The sequence below is a fragment of the Streptomyces sp. NBC_01549 genome, assembly GCF_026339955.1.
Lineage (GTDB): Bacteria > Actinomycetota > Actinomycetes > Streptomycetales > Streptomycetaceae > Streptomyces.
In genome coordinates this window covers 1096597-1118493 of record NZ_JAPEPW010000002.1, presented here as the reverse complement: position 1 = coordinate 1118493, position 21897 = coordinate 1096597, and the positions used below count along the sequence as shown (strand labels likewise).

The 21897-nt window shown below is 71.3% G+C and carries 24 protein-coding genes; 11 read left to right on the top strand and 13 right to left on the bottom strand.

Annotation, left to right across the window (positions count from 1 at the left end):
• Window positions 1-48 precede the first annotated feature (48 nt).
• The 3 genes from OG819_RS39905 to OG819_RS39895 form a co-directional block, all read right to left on the bottom strand.
• A complete protein-coding gene (locus OG819_RS39905) occupies window positions 49-654 on the bottom strand; it encodes a hypothetical protein (RefSeq protein ID WP_266653983.1) in 606 nt (201 codons plus the stop codon).
• 161 nt (window positions 655-815) lie between these two features.
• Window positions 816-1640: an MOSC N-terminal beta barrel domain-containing protein gene (locus OG819_RS39900; protein WP_266653981.1), complete on the bottom strand. Its 825-nt coding sequence runs from the start codon at window positions 1638-1640 to the stop codon at window positions 816-818.
• A 68-nt stretch (window positions 1641-1708) separates the two neighbouring features.
• Window positions 1709-2152 (bottom strand): DUF6643 family protein, encoded by a 444-nt coding sequence (locus OG819_RS39895; protein WP_266653980.1) that lies wholly within the window; start codon window positions 2150-2152, stop codon window positions 1709-1711.
• Between the two features lie 303 nt (window positions 2153-2455).
• On the opposite strand from OG819_RS39895, the gene OG819_RS39890 reads away from it, so the two are divergent.
• Complete coding sequence (locus OG819_RS39890; protein ID WP_266653978.1) at window positions 2456-3847, top strand: TerD family protein; 1392 nt, start codon at window positions 2456-2458, stop codon at window positions 3845-3847.
• A 41-nt stretch (window positions 3848-3888) separates the two neighbouring features.
• Here the strand turns inward: OG819_RS39890 and OG819_RS39885 are convergent, their stop codons facing one another.
• Entirely contained in the window at window positions 3889-5064 is a 1176-nt protein-coding gene (locus OG819_RS39885; protein WP_266653976.1) for a glycosyltransferase, read from the bottom strand.
• Window positions 5065-5122: 58 nt separating this feature from the next.
• Here OG819_RS39885 and OG819_RS39880 point away from each other — a divergent pair, with 58 nt between their 5' ends.
• On the top strand, window positions 5123-5908 hold the full coding sequence (locus OG819_RS39880) for a glutamate racemase (protein WP_266632586.1): 786 nt from the start codon (window positions 5123-5125) through the stop codon (window positions 5906-5908).
• A 174-nt stretch (window positions 5909-6082) separates the two neighbouring features.
• Window positions 6083-6628 (top strand): hypothetical protein, encoded by a 546-nt coding sequence (locus OG819_RS39875; RefSeq protein WP_266632588.1) that lies wholly within the window; start codon window positions 6083-6085, stop codon window positions 6626-6628.
• Between the two features lie 11 nt (window positions 6629-6639).
• Here OG819_RS39875 and OG819_RS39870 read toward each other — a convergent pair whose 3' ends face one another.
• Entirely contained in the window at window positions 6640-7650 is a 1011-nt protein-coding gene (locus OG819_RS39870) for an O-antigen ligase family protein (RefSeq protein WP_266653974.1), read from the bottom strand.
• Window positions 7651-7965: 315 nt separating this feature from the next.
• Between OG819_RS39870 and lnt the strand changes: the two genes are divergently transcribed.
• The 3 genes from lnt to OG819_RS39855 all read left to right on the top strand — a co-directional run bounded on the left by lnt (window position 7966) and on the right by OG819_RS39855 (window position 10421).
• Window positions 7966-9594, top strand: coding sequence for an apolipoprotein N-acyltransferase (lnt, locus tag OG819_RS39865; RefSeq protein WP_266653972.1), 1629 nt, complete (start codon window positions 7966-7968; stop codon window positions 9592-9594).
• A gap of 40 nt (window positions 9595-9634) precedes the next feature.
• Entirely contained in the window at window positions 9635-10108 is a 474-nt protein-coding gene (locus OG819_RS39860) for an NUDIX domain-containing protein (RefSeq protein ID WP_266426038.1), read from the top strand.
• A 115-nt stretch (window positions 10109-10223) separates the two neighbouring features.
• The gene (locus tag OG819_RS39855) at window positions 10224-10421 is read left to right on the top strand and encodes a DUF2180 family protein (protein ID WP_266632592.1); all 198 of its coding nucleotides are present in this window, start codon (window positions 10224-10226) and stop codon (window positions 10419-10421) included.
• 18 nt (window positions 10422-10439) lie between these two features.
• Here OG819_RS39855 and OG819_RS39850 read toward each other — a convergent pair whose 3' ends face one another.
• Complete coding sequence (locus OG819_RS39850; RefSeq protein ID WP_266632594.1) at window positions 10440-11702, bottom strand: alpha-L-fucosidase; 1263 nt, start codon at window positions 11700-11702, stop codon at window positions 10440-10442.
• 266 nt (window positions 11703-11968) lie between these two features.
• Here OG819_RS39850 and OG819_RS39845 point away from each other — a divergent pair, with 266 nt between their 5' ends.
• On the top strand, window positions 11969-13210 hold the full coding sequence (locus OG819_RS39845) for an acyl-CoA dehydrogenase family protein (protein WP_266632596.1): 1242 nt from the start codon (window positions 11969-11971) through the stop codon (window positions 13208-13210).
• Window positions 13211-13322: 112 nt separating this feature from the next.
• A complete protein-coding gene (locus tag OG819_RS39840) occupies window positions 13323-13745 on the top strand; it encodes an SseB family protein (protein WP_266632598.1) in 423 nt (140 codons plus the stop codon).
• A 13-nt stretch (window positions 13746-13758) separates the two neighbouring features.
• Here OG819_RS39840 and OG819_RS39835 read toward each other — a convergent pair whose 3' ends face one another.
• Entirely contained in the window at window positions 13759-14226 is a 468-nt protein-coding gene (locus tag OG819_RS39835) for an FAD-linked oxidase C-terminal domain-containing protein (RefSeq protein ID WP_266655508.1), read from the bottom strand.
• 2 nt (window positions 14227-14228) lie between these two features.
• Here OG819_RS39835 and OG819_RS39830 point away from each other — a divergent pair, with 2 nt between their 5' ends.
• From OG819_RS39830 to pqqB, 3 genes are all read left to right on the top strand, one after another.
• The gene (locus OG819_RS39830; RefSeq protein WP_266632600.1) at window positions 14229-14552 is read left to right on the top strand and encodes a hypothetical protein; all 324 of its coding nucleotides are present in this window, start codon (window positions 14229-14231) and stop codon (window positions 14550-14552) included.
• A gap of 31 nt (window positions 14553-14583) precedes the next feature.
• Window positions 14584-15696: a hypothetical protein gene (locus OG819_RS39825; RefSeq protein WP_266632602.1), complete on the top strand. Its 1113-nt coding sequence runs from the start codon at window positions 14584-14586 to the stop codon at window positions 15694-15696.
• Between the two features lie 62 nt (window positions 15697-15758).
• On the top strand, window positions 15759-16646 hold the full coding sequence (pqqB, locus tag OG819_RS39820; RefSeq protein ID WP_266653970.1) for a pyrroloquinoline quinone biosynthesis protein PqqB: 888 nt from the start codon (window positions 15759-15761) through the stop codon (window positions 16644-16646).
• A gap of 8 nt (window positions 16647-16654) precedes the next feature.
• Here the strand turns inward: pqqB and OG819_RS39815 are convergent, their stop codons facing one another.
• The 6 genes from OG819_RS39815 to OG819_RS39790 form a co-directional block, all read right to left on the bottom strand.
• The gene (locus OG819_RS39815; RefSeq protein ID WP_266632606.1) at window positions 16655-17050 is read right to left on the bottom strand and encodes a MarR family winged helix-turn-helix transcriptional regulator; all 396 of its coding nucleotides are present in this window, start codon (window positions 17048-17050) and stop codon (window positions 16655-16657) included.
• 71 nt (window positions 17051-17121) lie between these two features.
• Entirely contained in the window at window positions 17122-17475 is a 354-nt protein-coding gene (locus OG819_RS39810; RefSeq protein WP_266588819.1) for a VOC family protein, read from the bottom strand.
• A 108-nt stretch (window positions 17476-17583) separates the two neighbouring features.
• Window positions 17584-18615, bottom strand: coding sequence for a LacI family DNA-binding transcriptional regulator (locus tag OG819_RS39805; protein ID WP_266425988.1), 1032 nt, complete (start codon window positions 18613-18615; stop codon window positions 17584-17586).
• Complete coding sequence (locus tag OG819_RS39800; RefSeq protein ID WP_266632609.1) at window positions 18612-19517, bottom strand: carbohydrate ABC transporter permease; 906 nt, start codon at window positions 19515-19517, stop codon at window positions 18612-18614. The genes OG819_RS39805 and OG819_RS39800 overlap by 4 nt, the downstream gene beginning before the upstream one ends.
• A complete protein-coding gene (locus OG819_RS39795; protein ID WP_266653969.1) occupies window positions 19514-20437 on the bottom strand; it encodes a carbohydrate ABC transporter permease in 924 nt (307 codons plus the stop codon). Before OG819_RS39795 ends, OG819_RS39800 begins: the two co-directional genes overlap by 4 nt.
• Window positions 20434-21753, bottom strand: coding sequence for an extracellular solute-binding protein (locus OG819_RS39790; protein ID WP_266653968.1), 1320 nt, complete (start codon window positions 21751-21753; stop codon window positions 20434-20436). The genes OG819_RS39795 and OG819_RS39790 overlap by 4 nt, the downstream gene beginning before the upstream one ends.
• Window positions 21754-21897: the final 144 nt, after the last annotated feature.

Here is a 21897-nt window from a genome sequence, read left to right as displayed (position 1 = left end):
CACCGTAGCGTGCGCGGGGACGGTGGGTTGACCGGAGCCGGAAGGCGGTCAGCTGCCGGTGCCCGTCCTGCCCCAGTCCGGGCCCGCCCTGTCCCATGCCTGATCCCAACGGGCGTACCGGCGCAGGACCATGCGCCACACGATCAGACGTCTGCCGCTGTCGAGGAGCCCGGCGGTCAGCAGGGCCGCGCCGAGGCCCGCCAGCACGGCATGCGTCGTCGCGGTGGCCGAATCCAGCGGGCGGCCGACTATGTCACCGTGCTCGTCGGTCCAGAGGGAGAAGTGGTCGCCCTTGTGCGGTGATTCGAGAGCGGCTATCACCTTGGCGTGATGGGCCGTGCCGTCCGGGGCGGTCCAGTCGGCGAGCACGCGGCTGTGCACATCGTGCGCCGACGAGGCCTCGGGGTCGGGGTCCAGCGGGGCCCGGTCCGCCTTGCCGACGACGGTGGCCGTCACTTCGTGGCGGGCCAGGCGCTGGTCCCGAACGGCCTGTTGGAGGGCGTTCTGCGCCGTCGCTCCGGTGAGGACGCCGATCAGGGGCGCGAGGGTGAGGATCAGCAGGACGGCCAGCAGGGCCAGCCACGCCTCGACCAGATCGGTCGTGCGGCGCAGCGGATTGTGTCGCCAGCGCCAGAGTCCGCCGATAGCTCGCACCGTCCCGCACCCCCTTTCGCCTCCGTGATAACCCCCGGCGGAGCCGTTCATATGCGAGCCTCGGAAAAGAGAGAGCGAAATCACCCTTTCCCATGGCCTCTCATGAACTTCTCACGCGGTCTCAACGACCGTGCCCGGGGCCCGGGTTCCCCGTGGGCACGTCATTCGAGGACTGTGACCGGATCGCCGATCCGCACCGTGCCGCTGGACTCCGGAACCAGGTTCTGTCCGAAGACGAGCTGGGAGCCGAAGCGGCGGTGGCGTCCGAGCGTGCGCAGCGGCTCCTTGCCGCGCTGGGCGGTGTCCTGGTCGGTGGTGGTCACGACGCAGCGGCCGCACATCTTGGGCACTCGGAAGGTGACCTCGCCGATGGCGATCCGCCGCCAGTCGTCCTCGGCCCATGCCGCCGTGCCCGCCACCACCACGTTCGGCCGGAAGCGGTTCATCGGGAGGGGGCCCTCATCGGCGCGGTCGCCCCGCGCGATCCAGGTGTTGAGCGCGTCCAGCGAGGCGAGTGTGGTGACCAGCAGGGGATAGCCGTCGGCGAAGCTGACGGTCTCGCCCGGACGTGCGTACTCCGGGTCCACGGGCCTGCGCGTGGCGGGATCGTCCATGTGGAGGAGACGCACCTCGGTCCCCAGGTAGTCACTGCACCAGGCGTGCGCGGCCGTGTCCGCGAGGACGGCCTCCACCTTGTCGCCGAAGAGGTCCAGCGGTGTCGTGCCGGCCGGCTGGGGCACGGGGACGGTCAGCGGCTCACGGCCGGGCGCGGACAGACGTATGCCGCCGCCGGGCAGCAGCTCGGCGGCGGCCAGTGCCAGCCGCGGTTGCTGGCGCTGGGTGACGACCTTTCCCCCGTCGTCGATCAGTACCCAGCGTCGGTCTCCGGCCAGTCCCCAGGGCTCCACGACGGCCTCCCGGGGCGAGAGAGCCCGGAAGGCTTTGACCGGATGGACATGGATCGAGTAAAGCTCCGCATTCCCCATGACTCCATCGTGCCAGCAGGCACCGACATTCCGTTCCGAATGGGGCGGTGCCTGCCTGCCTCAGCCCCTCAGTACCCGCGGTACTGCTGGTTGTTGTACGGCTCCTGGTACGGAGCCGGTGCGGGGCGGGGAGCCGCGGGGCGCATCGCCTCGTAGCCGGTGCCGGCCGCCATCGGGCGCTGCGGCTGTTGCTGGGGTCCCGGGTAGCCACGCGGAGCGCCGGCCTGCTGCGGGATGTACGGCGCCGGGGCCTGCTGCAGCGGCGCGGGCTGCTGGGCCTGCGGGTAGCCGCCGTACATGGGGGCCTGCTGTGAGGGTCCGGCCGGCAGGGCGGGAAGTGCCGACGGAAGCGCGGGAAGGTAGCTGTTGCCCGTGTCGTAGGCGGCGGGGACCCTGATCGGGGCGATCTGGGGAGTGCCCCGCTCGGCGACCAAGGAGTCGTAGATCGGGGTGTCCGGGAAGGACGGCGCGGAGTAGTAACCGCCGCCATAGGTGGAGCGGGGGGAGGTCATGGCACATAAGTTAAGCCCACGATGTGCTGGTTGGGGAGACCGATAAGAGGGTTGTTTTTCGTGTCGGCAGTGACGCGGGATCCCCAATGCGAGCGAACTCGGCAAAAAAGGGCGTCAAGCGGGGTTCAGATCGCGTAAAGGCCGAGTTCCGAGGGGGTTACCGGCGGTTGACCGGCAGTCTTCGGGGCTCTTCCTGGGGCCTTCCGAGGTACCTCACAGGAGTTCGGAGTCCTGGGGGAATAGGTTGGTCGGGGAAAGGGTCCGAGGGGCGGCCCGAGGCGTGGCCTGGCGCGGTGACACGTGATGGGGGCGGACATGACAATGCCTAAAGGTTCGAATGTTCCTGTGCCGACGCGTGCGTTGCGCGTCGAAATGGGGTGGCGTTCGGGGCCCGGGGTGCCCGACGCGGACGCATCCGCGCTGTTGCTGGTGTCCGGAAAGGTCCGCTCCGACGGCGACTTCGTGTTCTACAACCGGCCGGCACACGCCTCCGGCGCCGTGCGGCACGAGGGCAAGCGGGGCGACGGCGGCCAGGTGACCGACACGCTGTTCGTCGACCTCGCGCGCGTGGAGGGCGCAATCGAGACCGTGGTGCTGGCCGCCTCCGCGGACGGCGGCACCTTCGGGCAGGTGCCCGGTCTGTACATCCGTGTGCTCGACGCGGGGCAGGGCACGGAGATCGCGCGCTTCGACAGCAAGGACGCGACCGTCGAGACCGCCTTCGTGCTCGGCGAGTTCTACCGGCGCCAGGGTGCCTGGAAGTTCCGCGCGGTCGGACAGGGCTACGGCAGCGGACTGGAAGGGCTGGCGAAGGACTACGGCATCACGGTGGACGAGCCGCAGCACGCGGCACCGCCCGCGCCGACCGTCGCCACGCCGATCACCCCCGCACCGCCTGCTCCCGCACCGCCCGGCCGCACGCCCCACGCCGTCATGCCGCCCGCGCCCGGCACACGTGTGGCCGGTCCGCCGGTGAACCTGCCCCCGCCCCTCGCCGCGCCCGTCACCGTGCCGCCCCCCACCACGGCTCCGTCGCCCGCCCCGTCGGGGGCCCCGGTCCGCCTCTCCAAGGTCACGCTCACCAAGGAGGCGCCGTCGGTCTCGCTGACCAAGCAGGGCGGCACGTCCGGCGCCATGCGCGTCAACCTCAACTGGCAGGTGCGCAAGCAGTTCTCGGGATGGGGCAGCAAGCGGGGCCGGGCCGTCGCGACGCACAGGGACCTCGACCTCGACCTCTGCGCCCTCTACGAGCTGTCCGACGGCCGCAAGGGAGTCGTCCAGGCGCTCGGCAACGCCTTCGGGGCGCTGCATCAGCCTCCGTACATCCACCTCGACGGCGACGACCGCACCGGCGCCGTGGCGAGCGGCGAGAACCTCACCGTCAACCTCGACCACAAGCGGAGTTTCCGGCGCATCCTCATCTTCGTCACCATCTACGAAGGGGAGCGTTCGTTCGCGGACCTGCACGCCACGGTCACCCTGCAACCACTGAACGGCGCCCCGGTCGACTTCTCGCTCGACGAGTGCACGGTGCCCTCGACGGTCTGCGCCCTCGCCCTCATCACCAACGACGGCGGCGACCTGATCGTCCAGCGCGAAGCCCGCTACCTGGTCCCCGAGCGCGGCGTGAGCCCGCAGCGCACCGTGGACCGCGTCTACGGGTGGGGCATGAACTGGACTCCCGGCAGGAAATGACCTGGCGGAAGCGGCCCGAACGACCCGCGGGAAGTGACCGGTCAGCGCTCGTCGAGCGCGGTGTCCGGGCGCGCGTAGGTGCGGCCCTTCCAGGCCGCGCCGCGCCCCCTGTAGTGCTGCACCGCGGAATCGACCGTCATGAGGAGGTACAGGAACGCGGTCACCGGCAGCGACGCCGCGAGCCACAAGGGCTGCCGGTAGTAGCGCAGCATCGGCAGATACGTCGCCGTCATCAGCAGCCACGCGAGCCCTCCGGCCGCCGCGATCCCCGTATGCCCCGCGACGAGACCTGTGAAGAGGGCGACCGGCGGCACCAGGTACACCACGGCGAGGCCGAGGACCGTACCGAGGAGCAGCAGCGGGTTGTGCCGCAGCTGGGCGTACGCGCTGCGCGAGACCATGCGCCACAGGTCGTGCAGCCGGGGATAAGGACGCACGCTGTCGACCCGCTCGGCCAGCCCCAGCCAGATGTGCCCCCCGCTCCCCTTGACAGCCCTCGCGAGCGCCACGTCGTCGATCACGGCGTGCCGGATGGCGTCCGGAATCCGCGCCCGTTGTGCGGCGTCCGCGCGCAGCAGCACGCAGCCGCCCGCAGCGGCCGCCGTCCGTGAGCCCTTCACCGCGATCCATCGGAAGGGATAGAGCTGTGCGAAGAAGTAGACGAAGGCGGGGACGACGAGCCTCTCCCACACGCTCTCCACCCGCAGCCGGGCCATCTGCGAGACCAGGTCGAAGCCGCCGGTGCGCGCCGCGGCGACCAGCGTCCGCAGGCTGTCTGGAGCGTGCGCGATGTCCGCGTCCGTCAGGAGCAGGTATTCGGGGCCACGCGCGCGTGCGAGGCCGATGCCGTGGCGTACGGCCCAGAGCTTGCCGGTCCAGCCCGCGGGCGGCTCTCCGGGCGAGCCGACGGTGAGCGGCAGCCCGCCGTGCGTGCGGGCCAGCTCACGGGCCAGCTCCCCGGTGCCGTCCGAGCTGCCGTCGTCGACGAGGAAGACCTCGGCCCGCCCCGGATAGTCCTGGGCGAGCAGCGACGGCAGGCTCTCGGGCAACACGGCGGCCTCGTCCCGCGCCGGTACGACGACACAGACGGACGGCCAGTCGTCGGGTTCCCGACGCGGCGGCAGCCGCAGATCCGTACGCCAGAAGAAGCCCTGGCCGAGCAGCAGCCACAGCCAGGCGGCCAGTGATCCCACGGCGGTCCACGCGACGGCACCCACCCGCCGCAGTCTGCCCCACCCCGGGGGCCTGCCGGGGCGGATCGTCTATGGTGACCGGGTGAAGATCGCGCTCATGGACTCCGGAATCGGACTGCTCGCTGCTGCCGCCGTGGTACGTCGACTGCGGCCGGACGCCGATCTCGTGCTCTCCTCGGACCCCGGCAGCATGCCCTGGGGACCGCGTACGCCCGAGGACGTGACCGCCCGCGCCCTCGCCGTCGCCGAGGCCGCCGCGCAGTACCGTCCCGACGCCCTGATCGTCGCCTGCAACACCGCCTCCGTACGAGCCCTGACGGCCCTGCGCGCCCGTCTGGAGCCGGAGGTGCCCGTCATCGGCACGGTCCCGGCGATCAAGCCGGCCGCGGCCGGTGGGGGACCCGTCGCGATCTGGGCCACGCCCGCCACCACCGGCAGCCCCTATCAGCGTGGACTCATCGGTGAGTTCGCCGACGGGGTGTCCGTGACCGAAGTGGCCTGCCCCGGGCTCGCCGACGCCGTGGAACACGGGGACCAGGAGGGCATCGACGCCGCGATCGCGGCGGCGGCCGAGCGCACCCCCGACGACGTAAGGGCCGTCGTCCTGGGCTGCACCCATTACGAGCTGGTCGCCGAACGCATCCGTGCCGCGGTGCAGCAGCCCGGCCTCCCGCCGCTCGCGTTGCACGGCTCCGCCGGGGCGGTCGCCGCGCAGGCACTGCGCAGGATCGGCGAGCTCCCGGACCCCGAGGCCCCTGCCGAGGGCTCCCTCACCGTGCTCCTCAGCGGCAGCGAGGGCAGCCTGTCGGCGACCGCGCTGGCGTACGAGGAAGGCCGCCTTCTGCAGGCGGTCAGCCCCGCCCACTGATCCCGACGCCGGGCGGGGGCCTTCGTACGGCCGAACCGCGCCGCCGGGCGGGGGCCACCGTACGGCGACCGCCCGTCACCGGCCGAACGCCCTGCGTGGGCCGAGCGCCCACTCGGAGCAGTGACCGCCCGCGACCCGGTGCCCGCGGTGCGGAACCTGAGTAGTCTCGTAAACATGAGGGACCACCCCCGCGGCGAAAGCTCCTCGCACCCTGAAGTCTGGACCGGGCGTGCGACCAATCGCATCCAGTGGCTGCCCGCCATAGGCGGGGCCGCCTGCATCGCGCTGGGCGTCGAACTGGCCGTCGACTCGACGTGGACGTCGGGCGTCGCGGCGCTGGCCATGTCCGTCGTCGGGTGCATCGCGGCGGGACTGCTCATCATGTTCGGCACGCTCGCGTTCGTGCATGTCGCCGTGAGGGTCGACAAGGACTGCCTCGAAGTGCGCTGCGGACACATCGGTCTGCCCCGCCGCCGTATCCCGCTCTCGAGCGTCGTCGGCGCCGACTTCGCGCCCCGGGTCACCCCACGGCAGTGGGGCGGCTGGGGCTACCGCTGGCGTCCCGGCAAGGGCACCGCGGTCATCGTCCGGCGCGGCGAGGGCGTGGTGCTCCAGCTCGGCGACGGCCACACGTTCACCATCACGGTGGACAACGCGGAGTCCATGGTCCGGATCATCCGCGACCGGCTGCGGCCGGCCACGCCCGGCGCGGTCATCTGACCGCCACGGATTCACGGCTCCAGCTGGTTCCCCAGGGGTTCGTTTCCCGCGTTCAGGACGCTCTCCAGGTCCTCGTCGACCAAGGGGTGTGCCGTCGCGAGCCCCGCGAGCAGCCCCGCACCCGCCGTCACCGTGGTGAAACTCAGCGCGTTGCCCAGCGAGGCGATCACGGCCAGCGCGGTGAGGGCCGCGCCCGTCGTCAGCGCGATCGTCGTGGCCCGCGGTGAACGCCAGAGCGAGTAGAGGATCCAGCAGAACACCGCGGCGAGCAGGGCGACGCCGAGCAGACCCTGCTCGGCCGCCTGCTGCCACGGGGCCGAGTGGGGCTTGCCGTCGGGCAGCAGCGACTGCGTGACCGTAGGGCTGAGCTCCCCGTACCGCCCGGGCCCCACCCCCAGGGCGGGATGGTGGCCGGCCATGCGGAGCGCGTCGCGCCAGAGCAGGACCCGGTGCTCGGTGAGCTGCCCCTCCAGGGAGGCGGTCAGACCGTCCGGAAGCACGTTCTCCGCGATCGCCCAGGTGGCCCCCGCCACCAGCGCCGCGGCGAACGCGAGGCCTCCGAGTCCCAGAGCGCGTCGGCGCATACGGTCGGCGGCGAGCGAGCACAGCAGCACTCCGGCACCCGCGGCGCATCCCGTGGTCGAGCCGAGCGCCGCCGCGGTCACCACGATCCCTACGGCGAGCAGACGCAGCGCGAGCCGCTGCGCCGGCCGGCGCGCCGCCCAGGCCGCGCAGCACGCCGCTCCGCTGGACAGGGCGAGCAGCGCGGCCGTGGCACCGCCGTGCCCGAGCGGCGCCGTGAGCTGCGGGCCCGGGGTGGTGTGGGCGGCGGTGAGCGCGAGGCCCAGTCCGGCGAGGGCCCCGGCGGACGGTGCCGCGACCGGCAGGAGAGCGCCGAGGATCCGGCCCGAGGCATAACCGGCGGCCACGGCCAGCACCGCCAGGAGCACGCCCTCGGGCCGCCCGTCGTGTGCGGTCGCCGTGATCAGGGACCACACCGCGCAGGCCCCGAGCACGATCACACCCGCGGCATCCGAAACGTTTCGTCTCTCGCCTTCGGCCGCCGAACCGGCCGCGGTCCTCGTCCCCGTGGATCCCACCCGTCGCCCCCCGACCTGTGCCGGGCCTCGACCGTCACGGCCGCATACGGCCGCACGTCAGAGGCTCGGGCACACCGTAACGGCTGATGCGCCGGTTTGTGGATGAGTTGCGCAGGAACGGTGCGTCAGGCGGGCATACGGCGGTCTGCCGGGCGCACGAACCACCCCGGGGCGCCGGGAGGTTCATGGTGCGGACCGTGCTGTCGGCGCCCAGGTCACGCGCCGTACACTCCCCGGGTGACCGCCACCGCAACCTCCGTAGACGAGCCGGATCAGCTCGAACCCCAGGCCGCGCCCGCATCGCGCGGGGCCAGACTGGCGCGACGGTACGCCCCGGCCGCCGCCGCGGCGCTCTCCGGAGTGCTGCTCTACCTCAGTTTCCCGCCGCGCACCGTCTCGTGGCTGGCCCTCCCGGCCTTCGCGGTCCTCGGGTGGCTCCTGCGCGGTCGCTCCTGGAAGGCGGGCCTCGGCCTCGGCTATCTGTTCGGCCTCGGCTTCCTGCTGCCACTGCTCGTGTGGACCGGTGTCGAGGTCGGCCCCGGCCCGTGGCTGGCGCTCGCCGCAGTCGAAGCGGTGTACGTGGCGCTCGTCGGCGCGGGCATCACCCTCGTGTCCCGGCTGCCCGGCTGGCCGCTGTGGGCGGCGGCGATCTGGATCGCGGGCGAGGCGGCACGCGCGCGTGCGCCGTTCGGCGGCTTCCCCTGGGGCAAGATCGCCTTCGGCCAGGCGGATGGCGTCTTCCTTCCGCTGGCCGCGGTGGGCGGCACTCCGGTGCTCGGCTTCGCGGTCGTGCTCTGCGGCTTCGGGCTGTACGAGGTCGTACGCCAGGTCGTCGAGGGCCGGCGCACCGGTGTCGTACGTCGTGGGGCCGCCGCTGCGGCGCTGCTCAGCGCGGCCGTCCCCGTCGTGGGGGCGCTCGCCGCGCGGTCGCTGGTGAGCGACAAGGCCGAGAACGGCACGGCGACCGTCGCCGTCATCCAGGGCAATGTGCCGCGCGCGGGGCTCGACTTCAACTCCCAGCGGCGCGCCGTGCTCGACTACCACGCACGGGAGACCGAGCGGCTGGCCGCCGAGGTCAAGGCGGGCAAGGTCGCTCGGCCCGACTTCGTGCTGTGGCCGGAGAACTCCTCCGATGTCGACCCCTTCACCAACGCCGACGCCCGCCTCGTGATCGACAACGCCGCGAAGGCCATCGGCGCGCCCATCTCGGTCGGCGGTGTCGTCGAGCGCGACGGCAAGCTCTACAACGAGCAGATCCTGTGGGACCCGGTCAAGGGCCCCCTCGACACGTACGACAAGCGACAGGTACAGCCCTTCGGCGAGTACCTTCCGCTGCGCTCGCTGCTCGGCGCGATCAACAAGAACTGGACGTCGATGGTCCGCCAGGACTTCAGCCGGGGCCACGAGCCGGGCGTGTTCACCATGGACGGCTCCAAGGTCGGACTCGTCACCTGCTACGAGGCGGCCTTCGACTGGGCCGTGCGCAGCACCGTCACCGACGGCGCGCAGCTGATCTCGGTGCCGAGCAACAACGCGACCTTCGACCGCAGCGAGATGACCTACCAGCAGCTGGCCATGTCACGCGTCCGCGCCGTCGAGCACAGTCGTACCGTCACGGTGCCGGTGACCAGTGGCGTCAGCGCCGTGATCATGCCGGACGGGAGGATCACCCAGCGGACCGGGATGTTCGTGGCGGACTCGCTGGTCCAGAAGGTGCCGCTGCGCTCCTCCCGGACCCCCGCCACGCGGCTCGGCATCCTGCCGGAGGTGCTGCTGGTCCTGGTAGCGGCGGGCGGCCTCGGCTGGGCGGGCACGAGGGTGGTCCGCGGGCGCCGGGACGGCGTCGTTCGGGGCGATCTTGCCTGACCGCTGCCGGGTCGCGGAATCCGCCCGTTAGGGTCGGTCCATGGCTACCCCTGACTTCATCCGCACTATCCGGGCCTCCGCGGGTCACCAGCTGCTCTGGCTCCCCGGAGTCAGCGCCGTCGTCTTCGACGACGAGGGCAGAGTGCTGCTGGGCCGGCGCAGCGACACCCGGAAGTGGTCGATCATCGGCGGCATTCCGGACCCGGGTGAGCAGCCCGCGGAGTGCGCCGTGCGGGAGGTCTTCGAGGAGACGAACGTGCGCTGTGTCGTCGAGCGCGTGGTGCTGGTCCAGGCCCTGGAGCCGGTTACCTACGAGAACGGCGACACCTGCCAGTTCATGGACACCACGTTCCGGTGCCGGGCCGTCGGCGGCGAGGCGCGGGTCAACGACGACGAGTCGCTGGACGTCGGCTGGTTCGCGGTCGACGCCCTGCCCGCACTGCACGAGTTCGGGGTGCTCCGGATCAAGCAGGCCCTGTCGGACGCGCCCACGTGGTTCGCCCCCACGACCTGAGGACGGAGACCGTCGCCGCCGGTCTTCTTGCCCGGCGCAATGCTCGGAAGGATGATGGAAGAAGGGTCGCAGAGCCCCCAACAGGCCCGTACTCACCAAAGAACGAGGTGGGGACATGAACTGTTACGACTGCCTCGGGACTCCTGGTCCCGCGGTCGCCGTATGCATCCGCTGCGGCGCGGCGCTCTGCCGCACGCATGTGCACGAAAGCCACCCACCGACCCAGGACATCAGCGGAACCGGCCGGGCCATCCACGAGAAACCGGCCCGCCACATCACCTGCGGATCCTGCCGCGCGGCGGAGACCAGCTGAGTCGGCGGGCGTCCTTCGTCAGTCGCGCCCGGTGCCCCGGTAGAGGTCCAGTTCGCCCTCCAGCTCGACGGCGAGCACGGTGGCGTACTCGTCGAGGTCGGCCGCGGAGGGTGCGTCGATCCAGGTCACGCCCGGGACGGCGTCGAGGCCGCCGGTGACGTGGTGGCCCAGTTCGGTGCCGGTGCCCAGGACCGTGACGCGCTTGACCTCGTTGCGCAGCCCGCGCAGCGAGACGTTGTCACGGGGGGCGTCGAAGCAGATCAGGTACAGCGTGCGCCGGTCGGCGGACAGGGTGCTGGGACCGTAGTGGTGACCGGCGGGCAGTCCGGCGACCGTCCCGTACACCGCGTCCGTGTGCCGCCCGATCCACGCGCCGAGCCCTTCCAGGCGTTCGATCTGCTCCTCGGGGATGGTCCCGTCCTCGCGGGGCCCGGCGCCGAGCAGCAGATTGCCGCCCATGCCGATCGTCTCCGTGAAGTAGCGCACCAGCTGGCGCACCGACTTGAAGTCGCGGTCCTGCGGCCGGTAGCTCCACGAGTCGTTGATCGTCAGGCAGAGCTCCCACGGGCCGTCCGGGGCCTGGAGCGGGGTGCCCTGCTCAGGAGTGGCGTAGTCGCCGTGGCTGAGCATCCGCGCGTTGAGGACGGCGTCGGGGTTGCCCGCGAGGATCAGCTCGGCGAGCTCGCCCATCCGCCACTGCTCATCGGTGCGCTCCCACTCGCCGTCGAACCAGAGCAGGTCGGGGCGGAAGCGGTCCATCAGCTCGCCGACCTGGCCGTCGCGGTAGGCGAGGTAGCGCTCCCAGGCCGCCGGGTCCTCCTTGCCGGGCTCGGCGTGCGAGTAGGGGCTCGGCGTCTCGCCCGGTCTGACGTGCCGGATGCTCGGGTAGTCGGGGTGGTTCCAGTCGGAGTGCGAGTAGTAGAGCCCGACCTTCAGGCCCCGCTCGCGCAGCGCGTCGACGAAACCGGTGACCAGGTCGTGGCCGGCCGGGGTGTCCCGGACGACGTCGAGATTGCGGTGGTCGGCGTCCCAGAGGGCGACGCCGTCGTGGTGCTTGGTGGTGAGGACCGCGTACCGGGCGCCGATGCGGGCGAACAGCTCGGCCCAGGCGTCCGGATCGTACTTCGACGCGGTGAAGCCTTCGAGCTGTTTCATGTACTGCTCGTGGGTCATCTCGCCCGTGTAGAACGACCAGGACTCGGCCGCTCCGCCCACGGCGTAGACACCGTAGTGGATGAAGACGCCCAGCTTGGCGTCGGGAAACCAGGGTTGCATCGGCATGCGCCCACGGTAGGCGGCGGGGCCCGCGGGGCGCGTGGGCGCCGGTCACCATTACTGGTTCGTTTTCACCCTGGCCATCGTCTTGAGACACCGGCCGACGGGTGGGAAAGGCGCTCCCTTCGCGCCCCCGGGCGGGCAGGCAAAGGCTTCAACCGGTGGGCGGATCTGCGTACTTGGCGTTATCCGGTGGTACATCGTGGCGGATCTGAGTGTTCAATCACTGGTATTGCCACACGTACGGACAGTCCCACCCGTCAGGAGGCCCCGTGATCGCCGCTCCCGAACCGGAACTCACCGAACGCGAACTGATCGAGCGGGCCGTGGCGATGCGGCCCGCGCTGCTCGAACGGCAGCCGGAGACAGAGCGACTGACGATCTACCCCAAGGACACCCACGAGGAGTTCCTGCGGGCCGGTTTCTACCGGATGCTGCAACCGCGCAGGTACGGCGGTTACGCCTTCGGCCTGCCGACCTTCTACCGTGTCGTGACCGAGGTGGCGCGCGGCTGCCCCTCCACCGGCTGGGCCCTGTCGCTCACCGCCGCTCATGTCCTCCAGGTCGCCTCGGTCTTCGAGGAGAAGACGCAGGACGAACTCTTCGGCGACGAGGGCGACTTCCGGGCCGCCTCCACCGCGATCCCCGTCGGCGTGGCCCGGCCCGACGGCGACGCTCACGTGGTGCTCGACGGCACCTGGTCCTATTCCTCCGGCTCCCCGTACTCCACCCACTACGTCGGTCAGACCCTGCGCGCCCCCGAGAAGCCGGAGGACCCGCCGGGACCGCTCGTGCTGTTCGTGGCGCCGCGCTCCGCCTGGACCCTGCTCGACGACTGGCAGGGCGTCCTCGGCCTGCGCGGCAGCGGCTCCCACAGCATCCGCTTCGACCAGGCGCGCATCCCCGCGCACTTCACCCGGGAGGCGAGCCTGCTCGATCTGCCCGTGGAGGGCGGCTCCCTCGGCTCGAAGCTGCACGGCCACCCCATGTACGCGGGTCGCGCGGCGAGCTTCTTCCATGGTGAGCTGGCCGCCCTCATGATCGGCACCGCGTACGCGGCCGCCGACGAGTACGCCCGGATCATCGCCGAACGGCCGCTCGTCCTGGACCCCGGCCGCACCCGCGCCGACCTCCACGACTACCAGCGTCATCTGGGGGAGGCGCTGGCGGCGATCCGTACGGCGGACGCGGCGCTGCGGGCCACCGCCGACGACTGGATGGAGGCCTGCTGCGACAACGTCTCGGGCCGTGCTCCCTTCACCACCGCCGTCGACAACCGGCTCGCGCTCGTCTTCGTCACCGCCGGGCGCCTGGCCTGGGACGCGCTGCAGAGCGTTCTCTTCCGCACGGCTGGCTCCCGGCACGCCCGCGACGGCGCGCGGATGCAGCGCTACTTCCGGGACGCCGCCACGATCTGGTCGCACCTCGGCCCCACGATGGCCGAACCGCTGGCCCGCCGTGTCGGCCGCGACCGCCTCGGCCTGCCGTCGGACGACATCCCGCTGATCTCCTGAGCGCCGGCCGACGTGTGGAATGCCCCGGCCACGAGTGGGTACGCGCGACAGGAGCCGCGCCCGGGGCGAGTCCCGGCCCGGGCGGACTGTCCGCCACTACCTGGGATCTGCCATGAACACACCCTTGAACAACCACCACTACCTGCCGACGGCCACGACACCGGCCCAGGAGGCACTGAACGCGCTCGCCACGAACACCGAGGACGCGGCGGCGCTGGACACCCTGGCCGGCAGCGAGGTGCTGGTCCCCGTGCCGGACGACGCGAGCGACGAGGACGCGCGCGATCCCGGCGCCGTGGCGCTGCCCGTGCTGGAGCAGCCGGGCGGGGAGCAGGTGGTGCCGGTGTTCACCTCGGAGCCGGCGATGGCCGAACTGCTGCCGTTCGTCTCCCGCTACCGGTTGGTTCCGCTGGGCGCGCTCGCCTCCCAGTGGCCGACCGGTGACCTGTCGCTCACCATCGACCCGAGTTCGCCGAACGGCCTGACGCTCACCTCGGAGGGCGTTCGCAGCCTGTTGGTCCGCCCGCGGGCCTGACCGTCGTCGGGTCCTACAGGCACTTGCCCGGATTGAGGATGCCCCGCGGGTCGAACGCCTCCTTGAGCCGGCGCTGCAACGCGTGTGCCGCGGGACCCAGTTCGTCCGCCACCCACTGCCGCTTGAGCACGCCCACACCGTGCTCACCGGTCAGTGTGCCACCCAGCCGCAGGGCCAGCGCGAAGATCTCACCCGCCGCCTCCCAGGCCGCGTCGGGCAGGCCGGGCAGCGCCGGGTCCACGACGATGATCGGGTGGAGGTTCCCGTCCGCCGCGTGCGCGAGGGTGAAGACGGGTACGTCATGGCGTACGGAGACGGCGCGGATCTCCCGCACCGCCTCCGCCAGCCGGGAGCGGGGCACCGCGATGTCCTCGATCAGCGGACGGCCGAGGCGCTCCAGCGCGGGCAGCGCGAGACGGCGGGCGGCGAGCAGCGCTTCCGCCTCCGCCGGATCCGCCGTCGTCTCGACCGTCGTGGCCAGCGGTGCGAGCAGCCGGGAGACGGCCTCCGCCTCGATCGCCGCGTCCGTGCGCGATCCGCCGCCGGGCCATCGCCACCCTCGCCGCGCACGGCGTCGCGGCCACCGTCGTCGGCGACGCCGGCTATCTGGCGGGCGTCCTCGACATCGCCCGCACCGGCCAGGGCGTGGCCCTGCTCGCCGCCGTCGGACCCGCCCCCGACGGCCTCACCCCCTACGACCGGCTGCCCCCCGTCACCCCCATCCCCATGAGCGCGCTGGCCCGCCCCGGCGCCGACCCGGCGACCGTCACGGCCGCCTTCGAGGCCGTACGGGACCTGCTGCGCTGAAGACGTCGGCGCCGGGCGTGAGAATGACCGCATGAAATGGATCTCGGGCGTGGCCGGAGGCCTGCTCCTGCTGCTGGTGTTCGCCAGCATCCTGCGCACCCTCGTCGTGCCCCGTGGGCTGTACTCCGCGATGGTGATCCGCTGGTGGCGCTCCCTGCGCCTCCTGCTGCGTCTCGCCGCCCCCGACGGCAGCTACCGCGCCATCGACCGCGCACAGACCTGGCTCGCCCCGCTCATACTGATAGGCACGCTCGTGAGCTGGCTCGGCGGCGCCCTGGTCGGATTCGGACTGCTGCTGCACGCCATCTCCTCACTGACCTGGACCCAGTCGGTCCGGGAGGCGGGTTCCAGCCTGTTCACGCTCGGCTTCGCCAGCGGCGACCGCCTGCACCTGTCCGCGGTGGACTTCATCGCCGCCGTCACCGGACCGGTCGTGATCGCCCTGCAGATCGCCTACCTGCCCACCCTGTACGCCGCCTACAACCGCCGCGAGCTGGAGGTGACCCTGCTCCAGTCGCGCGCGGGCGAACCCGCCTGGGGACCGGAGATCCTCGCCCGGCAGTGGCTGGTCGACACCGAGACCGCGCTGCCCGAGCTGTACCGCTCCTGGGAACGGCTCGCCTCCGACATCGGCGAGAGCCACTCCACGTACCCCGTCCTGCTCGCGTTCCGCTCGCCGCGGCCCCACCGCAGCTGGATCGTCGGCCTCGTCGCCGTCATGGACGCGGCCGCCATGCAACTCGCCCTCACCCCGAGCAGCGCCCCGCCCGAGGCCCGCCTGATGCTGCGCGCCGGATTCAGCGCACTGCGCGACATCGCCCACTCCCTGCGTTTCCCGTACGACCCCGACCCCGCTCCCGAGACCCCGATCCAGCTCACCTACCTGGAGTTCGACGCCGCCGTCGCGATGGTGGAGGCGGCCGGCTTCCCCGCGGAGCGGACAGCCGAACAGGCATGGCCGCACTTCCACGGCTGGCGGGTCAACTACGAGACGATCGCCTACGAGTTGTGCCGCCGCGGCGACGCGGTCCCCGCGCTGTGGACCGGGCCGCGGGACTTCCTCTCGACACCGATCCCGCCCGCGCGCCCCGCGGACCGGCGCCCCGGCGAAGACCGTCCGGAACTGCCCCCGGCCGCCGGGTAGTTCGGGCCGCCGCATGGGGAAGATCCCCCGGGTACGGTTCGTGCGGAGGGATGGGGGTCCCCGTGAAAGTAGTCCTGCTGGGTACGGCCGCCGGTGGCGGTTTCCCGCAGTGGAACTGCGCCTGCGCGCTCTGCGGGGCCGCCCGCGACGGAAAGATCCCCGCGCGGACCCAGGAGTCCGTCGCCCTCAGCGGCAACTCCCGCGACTGGTGGCTGCTCAACGCCTCACCCGACATCCGTACGCAGCTGATCACCACCCCCGCGCTCGCACCCGGACCGGGGCCACGGGACACACCGGTGCGGGGCGTGCTCCTGACCGACGCCGAGGCCGACCACGTCGCCGGGCTGACCGTGCTGCGCGGCGGCACCGGGCTCAAGGTCTACGCCGCACCGCCCGTCCTCGCCACGCTGGCCCCGCTGCGCGGCCTGCTGGACCGCTACGCCCCCTGGGAGTGGGCGGACAGCCTGACCGAGGGCGGGTTCGTGCTCTCCGGCGGGCTGGTCGTCACCGCGCACCCCGTCGGTCCCAAGGCGCCGAAGTACGTCGCCGGACCCGACCCGGACGAGCGCTGGGTGACCGCGTACCGGATCGAGGACCTGGCGGGCGGTGGAGTGCTCCTGTACGCGCCCTGTCTGGGAGCCTGGACCCCGGTGCTGGACGACCTGCTCGCCTCGGCGGACTGCGCACTGCTCGACGGCACGTTCTACGCGGCCGACGAGATGGGCACGGTCGTGCGCTCGCGGGGCGGGCGGCAGGCCGCGATGGGGCATCTTCCGGTGGCGGGCGCGCGCGGCAGTCTCGCGGCGCTCACCCATCATCCCGGTCCCCGACGGATCTACACCCACCTCAACAACACGAACCCACTGCTCGACCCGGACTCGGACGCCCGTGCGCGGGTGAGCGCGGCGGGGGTCGAAGTGCTGCCGGACGGGGCGGAGTTCGTGGTGTAGTGGAGAGGCTAGGCGTTCAGCATGCGGGTCAGCACGGCGCGTTGCAGCGGGCGCACCTCGGTGTGCAGGTCGCGTCCCTTGCGGGTGAGCGCGACCCACACGCCGCGCCGGTCCTCCAGGCAGCCGGTGCGTTCCACCAGGCCGTCCTTCTCCAGCCGCCCGATCAGGCGGGACAGGGCGCTCTGGCTCAGATGGACACGATCGGCGATGTTCTGCACCCGGCAGTGCTCGCCCTCGTGCGCGAGCTCGCTCGAGACGAGGACGTCCAGCACCTCGAAGTCGCTGGCCCCGAGACCGTGCGGGTGCAGCGCGCGGTCGATCTCGCACATCGTGCGCGCGTGCACCGACAGGATCTCCCGCCACCGGTCCTCGAGCGCGGCCTCGCTCGCCGTGTTCACTGCCATATGTGCACGGTAACAGAGGTCCGGGATTTTATTGAGTGTGCAACTAGTGCGGTTGCAACAGACCGGCGGGGCTACTCGCCGGAGGTGTCCTGGAGGAGCCCGACGAGGTTTCCGTCCGCGTCCTTGACCGAGGCGATCAGCCTGCCGCCGCCCACGTCCTGGACGTCCTGGAGCGGCTCGGCGCCGGCCTCCAGCAGGCCCGCCAGGGTGGCCCGGATGTCGTCGACATGCCAGTACGGAACCGGTCCGGTCATCCCCTTGGCGTGACCGTTGGGGTCGAGGCCGACGTCCTGCCCGGCGTCCTTGAATCCGACGTAGTACGCGGCGTCCGCGTACGGCTCCGTTCCGAGCAACGCGCTGAACAGGGCCTTTGCCCGTGCGAGGTCCTTGACGGGGTAGATGATGGTCTGCAGCCCTGCGGTCATGGTGACTCCTCCGTGGTGTGTTGCGGTGCTTTCACGGTAGGGCGGGGGAGGGCCGGGAGGCTTCTCGAATCCTGACCGGTCCCACCCCCTCGGAGTCGAGGGCGTGGCTCAGGTCGAGTCGCGTCGTACCAGTTCCGTCGGCAGGATCACCGCCGCCGGCTCCTCGCCCCCTATCTGCGCCAGCAGGACGCGGACCATCTCGGTGCTGATGCGGTCGTACGGCTGCCGGATGGTGGTGAGGGCGGGGGTCGCCGAGATCGCGGCGGTGGAGTCGTCGAAGCCGCCGACCGAGACGTCCTCCGGGACCCGGCGGCCCGCCTTGTGCAGAGCGGTCAGTGCGCCTTGTGCCATCAGGTCGGAGGCGACGAAGACGGCGTCCATGTCCGGGGCACGTTCAAGGAGCTGTTCGGCGCCCGCCTCACCACTGGCCCGGCTGTAGTCGCCGGAGGCGATCAGCCGGTCGTCGGCCTCGATGCCCGCCTCGGCGAGCACCTCCCGATAGCCCGCGAGCCGCTCGACACCGCCCGGGGTGTCGAGCGGACCCGTGACCATGCCGATGCGGCGACGGCCCAGGGAGACCAGGTGCTTGACCATGTCCCGGGCGCCGTCGCGGTCGTCCGCGGCGACGTAGCTCACCTTGGAGCCCATGCCGATGGGCTTGCCGCAGGCGACCAGCGGGACGCCCGCCTCGCGCAGCTGCTCGGCGACCGGATCGCCGGAGTGGCTGGAGACCAGCAGTACTCCGTCGACATGGCCCGCGGTGATGTACCGCGTGATGCGCCGCCGCTCGTCCTCGGTGCCGGCGAGCATGAGCAGGAGGGGGATGTCGTGCGCGGCGAGCGCTTGTGTGCAGCCGCGCAGCAGGACGTTGAAGTTCGGGTCCTCGAAGAACCGCTCCTGCGGTTCGGTGAGCAGGAAGCCGATGGAGTCGGAGCGGCCGGTGATCAGCGACCGGGCGTGCCGGTTCACGACGTAGCCCGTTCTGCGGATGGCGGCGTTGACCGCCTCCTGTGCCGCGGGGCTCACGTAGTGCCCGCCGTTGAGTACCCGGGACACCGTGCCCCGGGACACGCCCGCCTCCCGCGCGACGTCATGGATCGTCGGCGGTCTGCGCCGGCCCCCCGCGTTGGTCATAGTCACGACTTTACGGCTCCCGAGAGCAGATCGAGGCTCCAGAAGCGCTGGATGACCAGGAAGAGGGCGATGAGCGGAACGATCGCGAGCAGCGCGCCGGTGATCACCAGCGTGTACAGCGCCGGGGTGTTGGAGCCCTGTTCGAGGAGGGTGAACAGACCCAGCGTGATCGGGAACTTCTCGTCGTCGCTGAGCATGATGTAGGGCAACAGGAAGTTGTTCCACACGGCGACGAACTGGAAGAGGAACACCGTCACCAGTCCGGGCACCATCATCGGCAGCGCGATCCGGGTGAAGATCCGCCACTCGCCGGCCCCGTCCATCCGCCCGGCCTCGACCACGTCCTCGGGCACGGCCGCGGAGGCGTAGATCCGGGCGAGGTAGACGCCGTACGGGGAGAGGACGAGGGGCAGGAGGACGGACGCGTAGGAGTCCGTGAGGTCGGCCTTCGCCAACAGGAGGTACTGCGGGATCGCCAGGATCACCGGCGGCATGAGCACGCCCGCCATCAGGACGCTGAAGACGGTCTCGCGGCCCCGGAAGCGGTAGATCGCGAGGGCGTAGCCGCTGAGCGCCGAGACGGCCGTCGACAGGAGGGCGCCGAGGCCCGCGTAGAGGGCGGAGTTGCCCATCCACTTCCAGTAGATGCCGTCGCGGTAGGCGTTGAGGTCCTTGACGTTCTGCGTGAAGCCGGAGCCCGGCAGGAACGTGAAGGTCGAGAACAGCTCACGGCCCGACTTGGTGGCCGCGATCACCACCCAGGCGACGGGCAGCAGACAGTAGAGCGCGCCGAGCAGCAGCGTGAGGGTGGGGACCAGGGCGATCCGGCGGCGCAGGGGCGGCCCCTGGGCGGTGCCTGGGGTGGTACCCGCGGCCGGCGCTGCCTTGCGTACGGCAAGAGAACTCATCGTGCTTCCTCCTGCTTGTTACGGGAGTTCGCGGCCCGCAGGAAGCCGAAGGACAGGACGAGGGTGACGACGGCGATGAGCGCCGCCTCCGCGGCGGCCGAGTAGATGTCGCCCTTGCCGAAGGCGTCCTGGTACACCTTCATCAGCGGACTCCAGGTCGTGGAGACGGAGTTGGTGAGGGGTTTGAGGGTGGTCGGCTCGCTGAACACCTGGAGTGTCGCGATGATCGAGAAGAAGAAGGTGAGCACCAGCGAGGGCGCCACCATCGGGATCTTGATCTTCAGCGCGATCTGCAGGGGCGTGGCGCCGTCCAGCTTCGCCGCCTCGTACACCTCGGCCGGGATGGCCCGCAGCGAGGTGTAGATGACGATCATGTTGAAGCCGGTGCCGCCCCAGACCGCGATGTTGGACAGGGCGAGGTACAGCGGGCCGCCGTCCAGCAGGTTCGGCTGCGGCATCCCCAGCTTGCCGAGGACGAAGTAGAACGGGCTGACGTCGGGGAGGTACAGGAAGCCCCACAGCAGCGCGGCGACGACGCCGGGAATGGCGTACGGCAGGAAGATCGCGAGCCGGGTGAAGGGGGTCAGGCGCACCTTGTCCGTGTCCAGCATCAGCGCGAACAGCAGCGCGAGGCCGAGCATCACCGGGATCACGATGGCGCCGTAGCCCACCACGCGCACCGCGCCGCTCAGCAGCTCGGAGTCGGAGAGGGCGTCCTTGTAGTTCTCCAGCCCCGCCCAGACTTCCTTGCGGGCGCCGGAGCCCAGGCCCAGGCCCTTGACCTGCGCCTTGTGCAGGCTCAGCCAGAGGGCGTAGCCGATGGGCAGCGCGAAGAAGAGGGCGAAGAGGATCGTCGCGGGGAGGAGGAAAGCGTACGGGGCCCCCTTGACCCCGTACGACTTTCGACGTGCGGTGGTCACTGAGCGACCCCGAAGCCCTGCTTCTTGAGGTCGGCGACCGTGTCGTCCTGCATCTTCTTCAGGGCGGCGGCGAAGTCCGACTTGTCCTTGGCGGCGGCCCCGAACGCGTCCTTGAAGGTCGTGTAGGCGACGTTCCCGTTCGGGCCCCAGGCGGAGGGCGCGGTGGTCTTGGCGATCTCCGCGGCCTTCGTGTAGAAGTCCGGCTGGTTGGAGAAGAACGCCGGCGGCTGGGAGAAGGCGTCACTGGTCTGCGCGGTGGTGGCGGCCGGGTAGATGCCACCCTCCTTCGCCAGCGCGGCCACCGCCTGCGGGTCCGTGTTCAGCCAGGTGGCGAACTTCGCGGCGGCCGCCTTGTGCTGCGAGTCCGTGGTGACGGCCGTCGAGGAGCCACCCCAGCTGCCGGTGACGTCCGTGCTGTTGTCCCACTGCGGCAGCGGGGCCATCGCCCACTTGCCCTTGGTGTCGGGGGCCGCGGTGGTGAGGGTGCCGGGCGCCCAGACCGCGCTGACCCAGGCGATCTGCTTGCCGGTGTCCAGCGCCTTGTTCCAGGACGGCGTGTACATCGGCTGGTTGTCGATCGCGCCCTCCTTGACGAGACCGCCCCAGAAGTCGGCGACCTTCTCCGAGGCCGCGTCGTCGATGCCGACCTTCCACTTCTCGCCCGAGGCGGTCCACCACTTGGCGCCCGCCTGCTGGGCGAGACCGGCGAAGAGGCCGGAGTCGTTGGCGGAGAAGGTGGTCAGGTCCTTGTCCGGGGCTTTCTTCTTCAGCGCGCGGGCGGTCTCGGCGAACTGCTCCCAGGTCGTGGGAACCGTCAGGCCGTACTTCTTGAAGAGGTCCTGGCGGTAGTAGAACATCATCGGGCCGATGTCCTGCGGGATCGCGTACACGGCGTCCGAGCCCAGGGTCGTCTGCTGCCAGACACCGTCGGCGAACTTGCTCTTCGCGTCCTGCGACTCGCTCGCTATGTCCGCGAGCGCGTCATTGCTGACCAGGGTCGGCAGCGCCTGGTACTCGGCCTGGACCAGGTCCGGGGCCTTCTTCGTTTTGTGCGCGGTGAGGATCTTGGTGACCAGCGTGTCGCCCGACGCCTGCTTCTTCACCGTGACCGTGATCTTCTGCTGCTTGCCCGGCCCCTTGTTCCAGAGGTCGACCACCTTGTCCATGCCCGGAGTCCAGGACCAGTACGTCAGGGACGCCGGACCCGACTCGGACGAGCTCTTGTCGTCCGACGAGCCGCAGGCGGCGAGTGCGGTGCCGCCGAGCGTGACGGCGATGGAGGTGGCCACGAGGCGACGCAGCTTCGTGTTTGGCATGGATCTTTCTCCCCTGACCTGGGCCCCCGCCTGCTGCGGCGACCGTGCCATGCTTCTGTGAGCGTTCACAGTAGAGAAACATCCTGGACACTTGTCAATGGTTGTTGCTGTGCGGTTATGTTGGGCTCGCGCCGCTGATCGAGT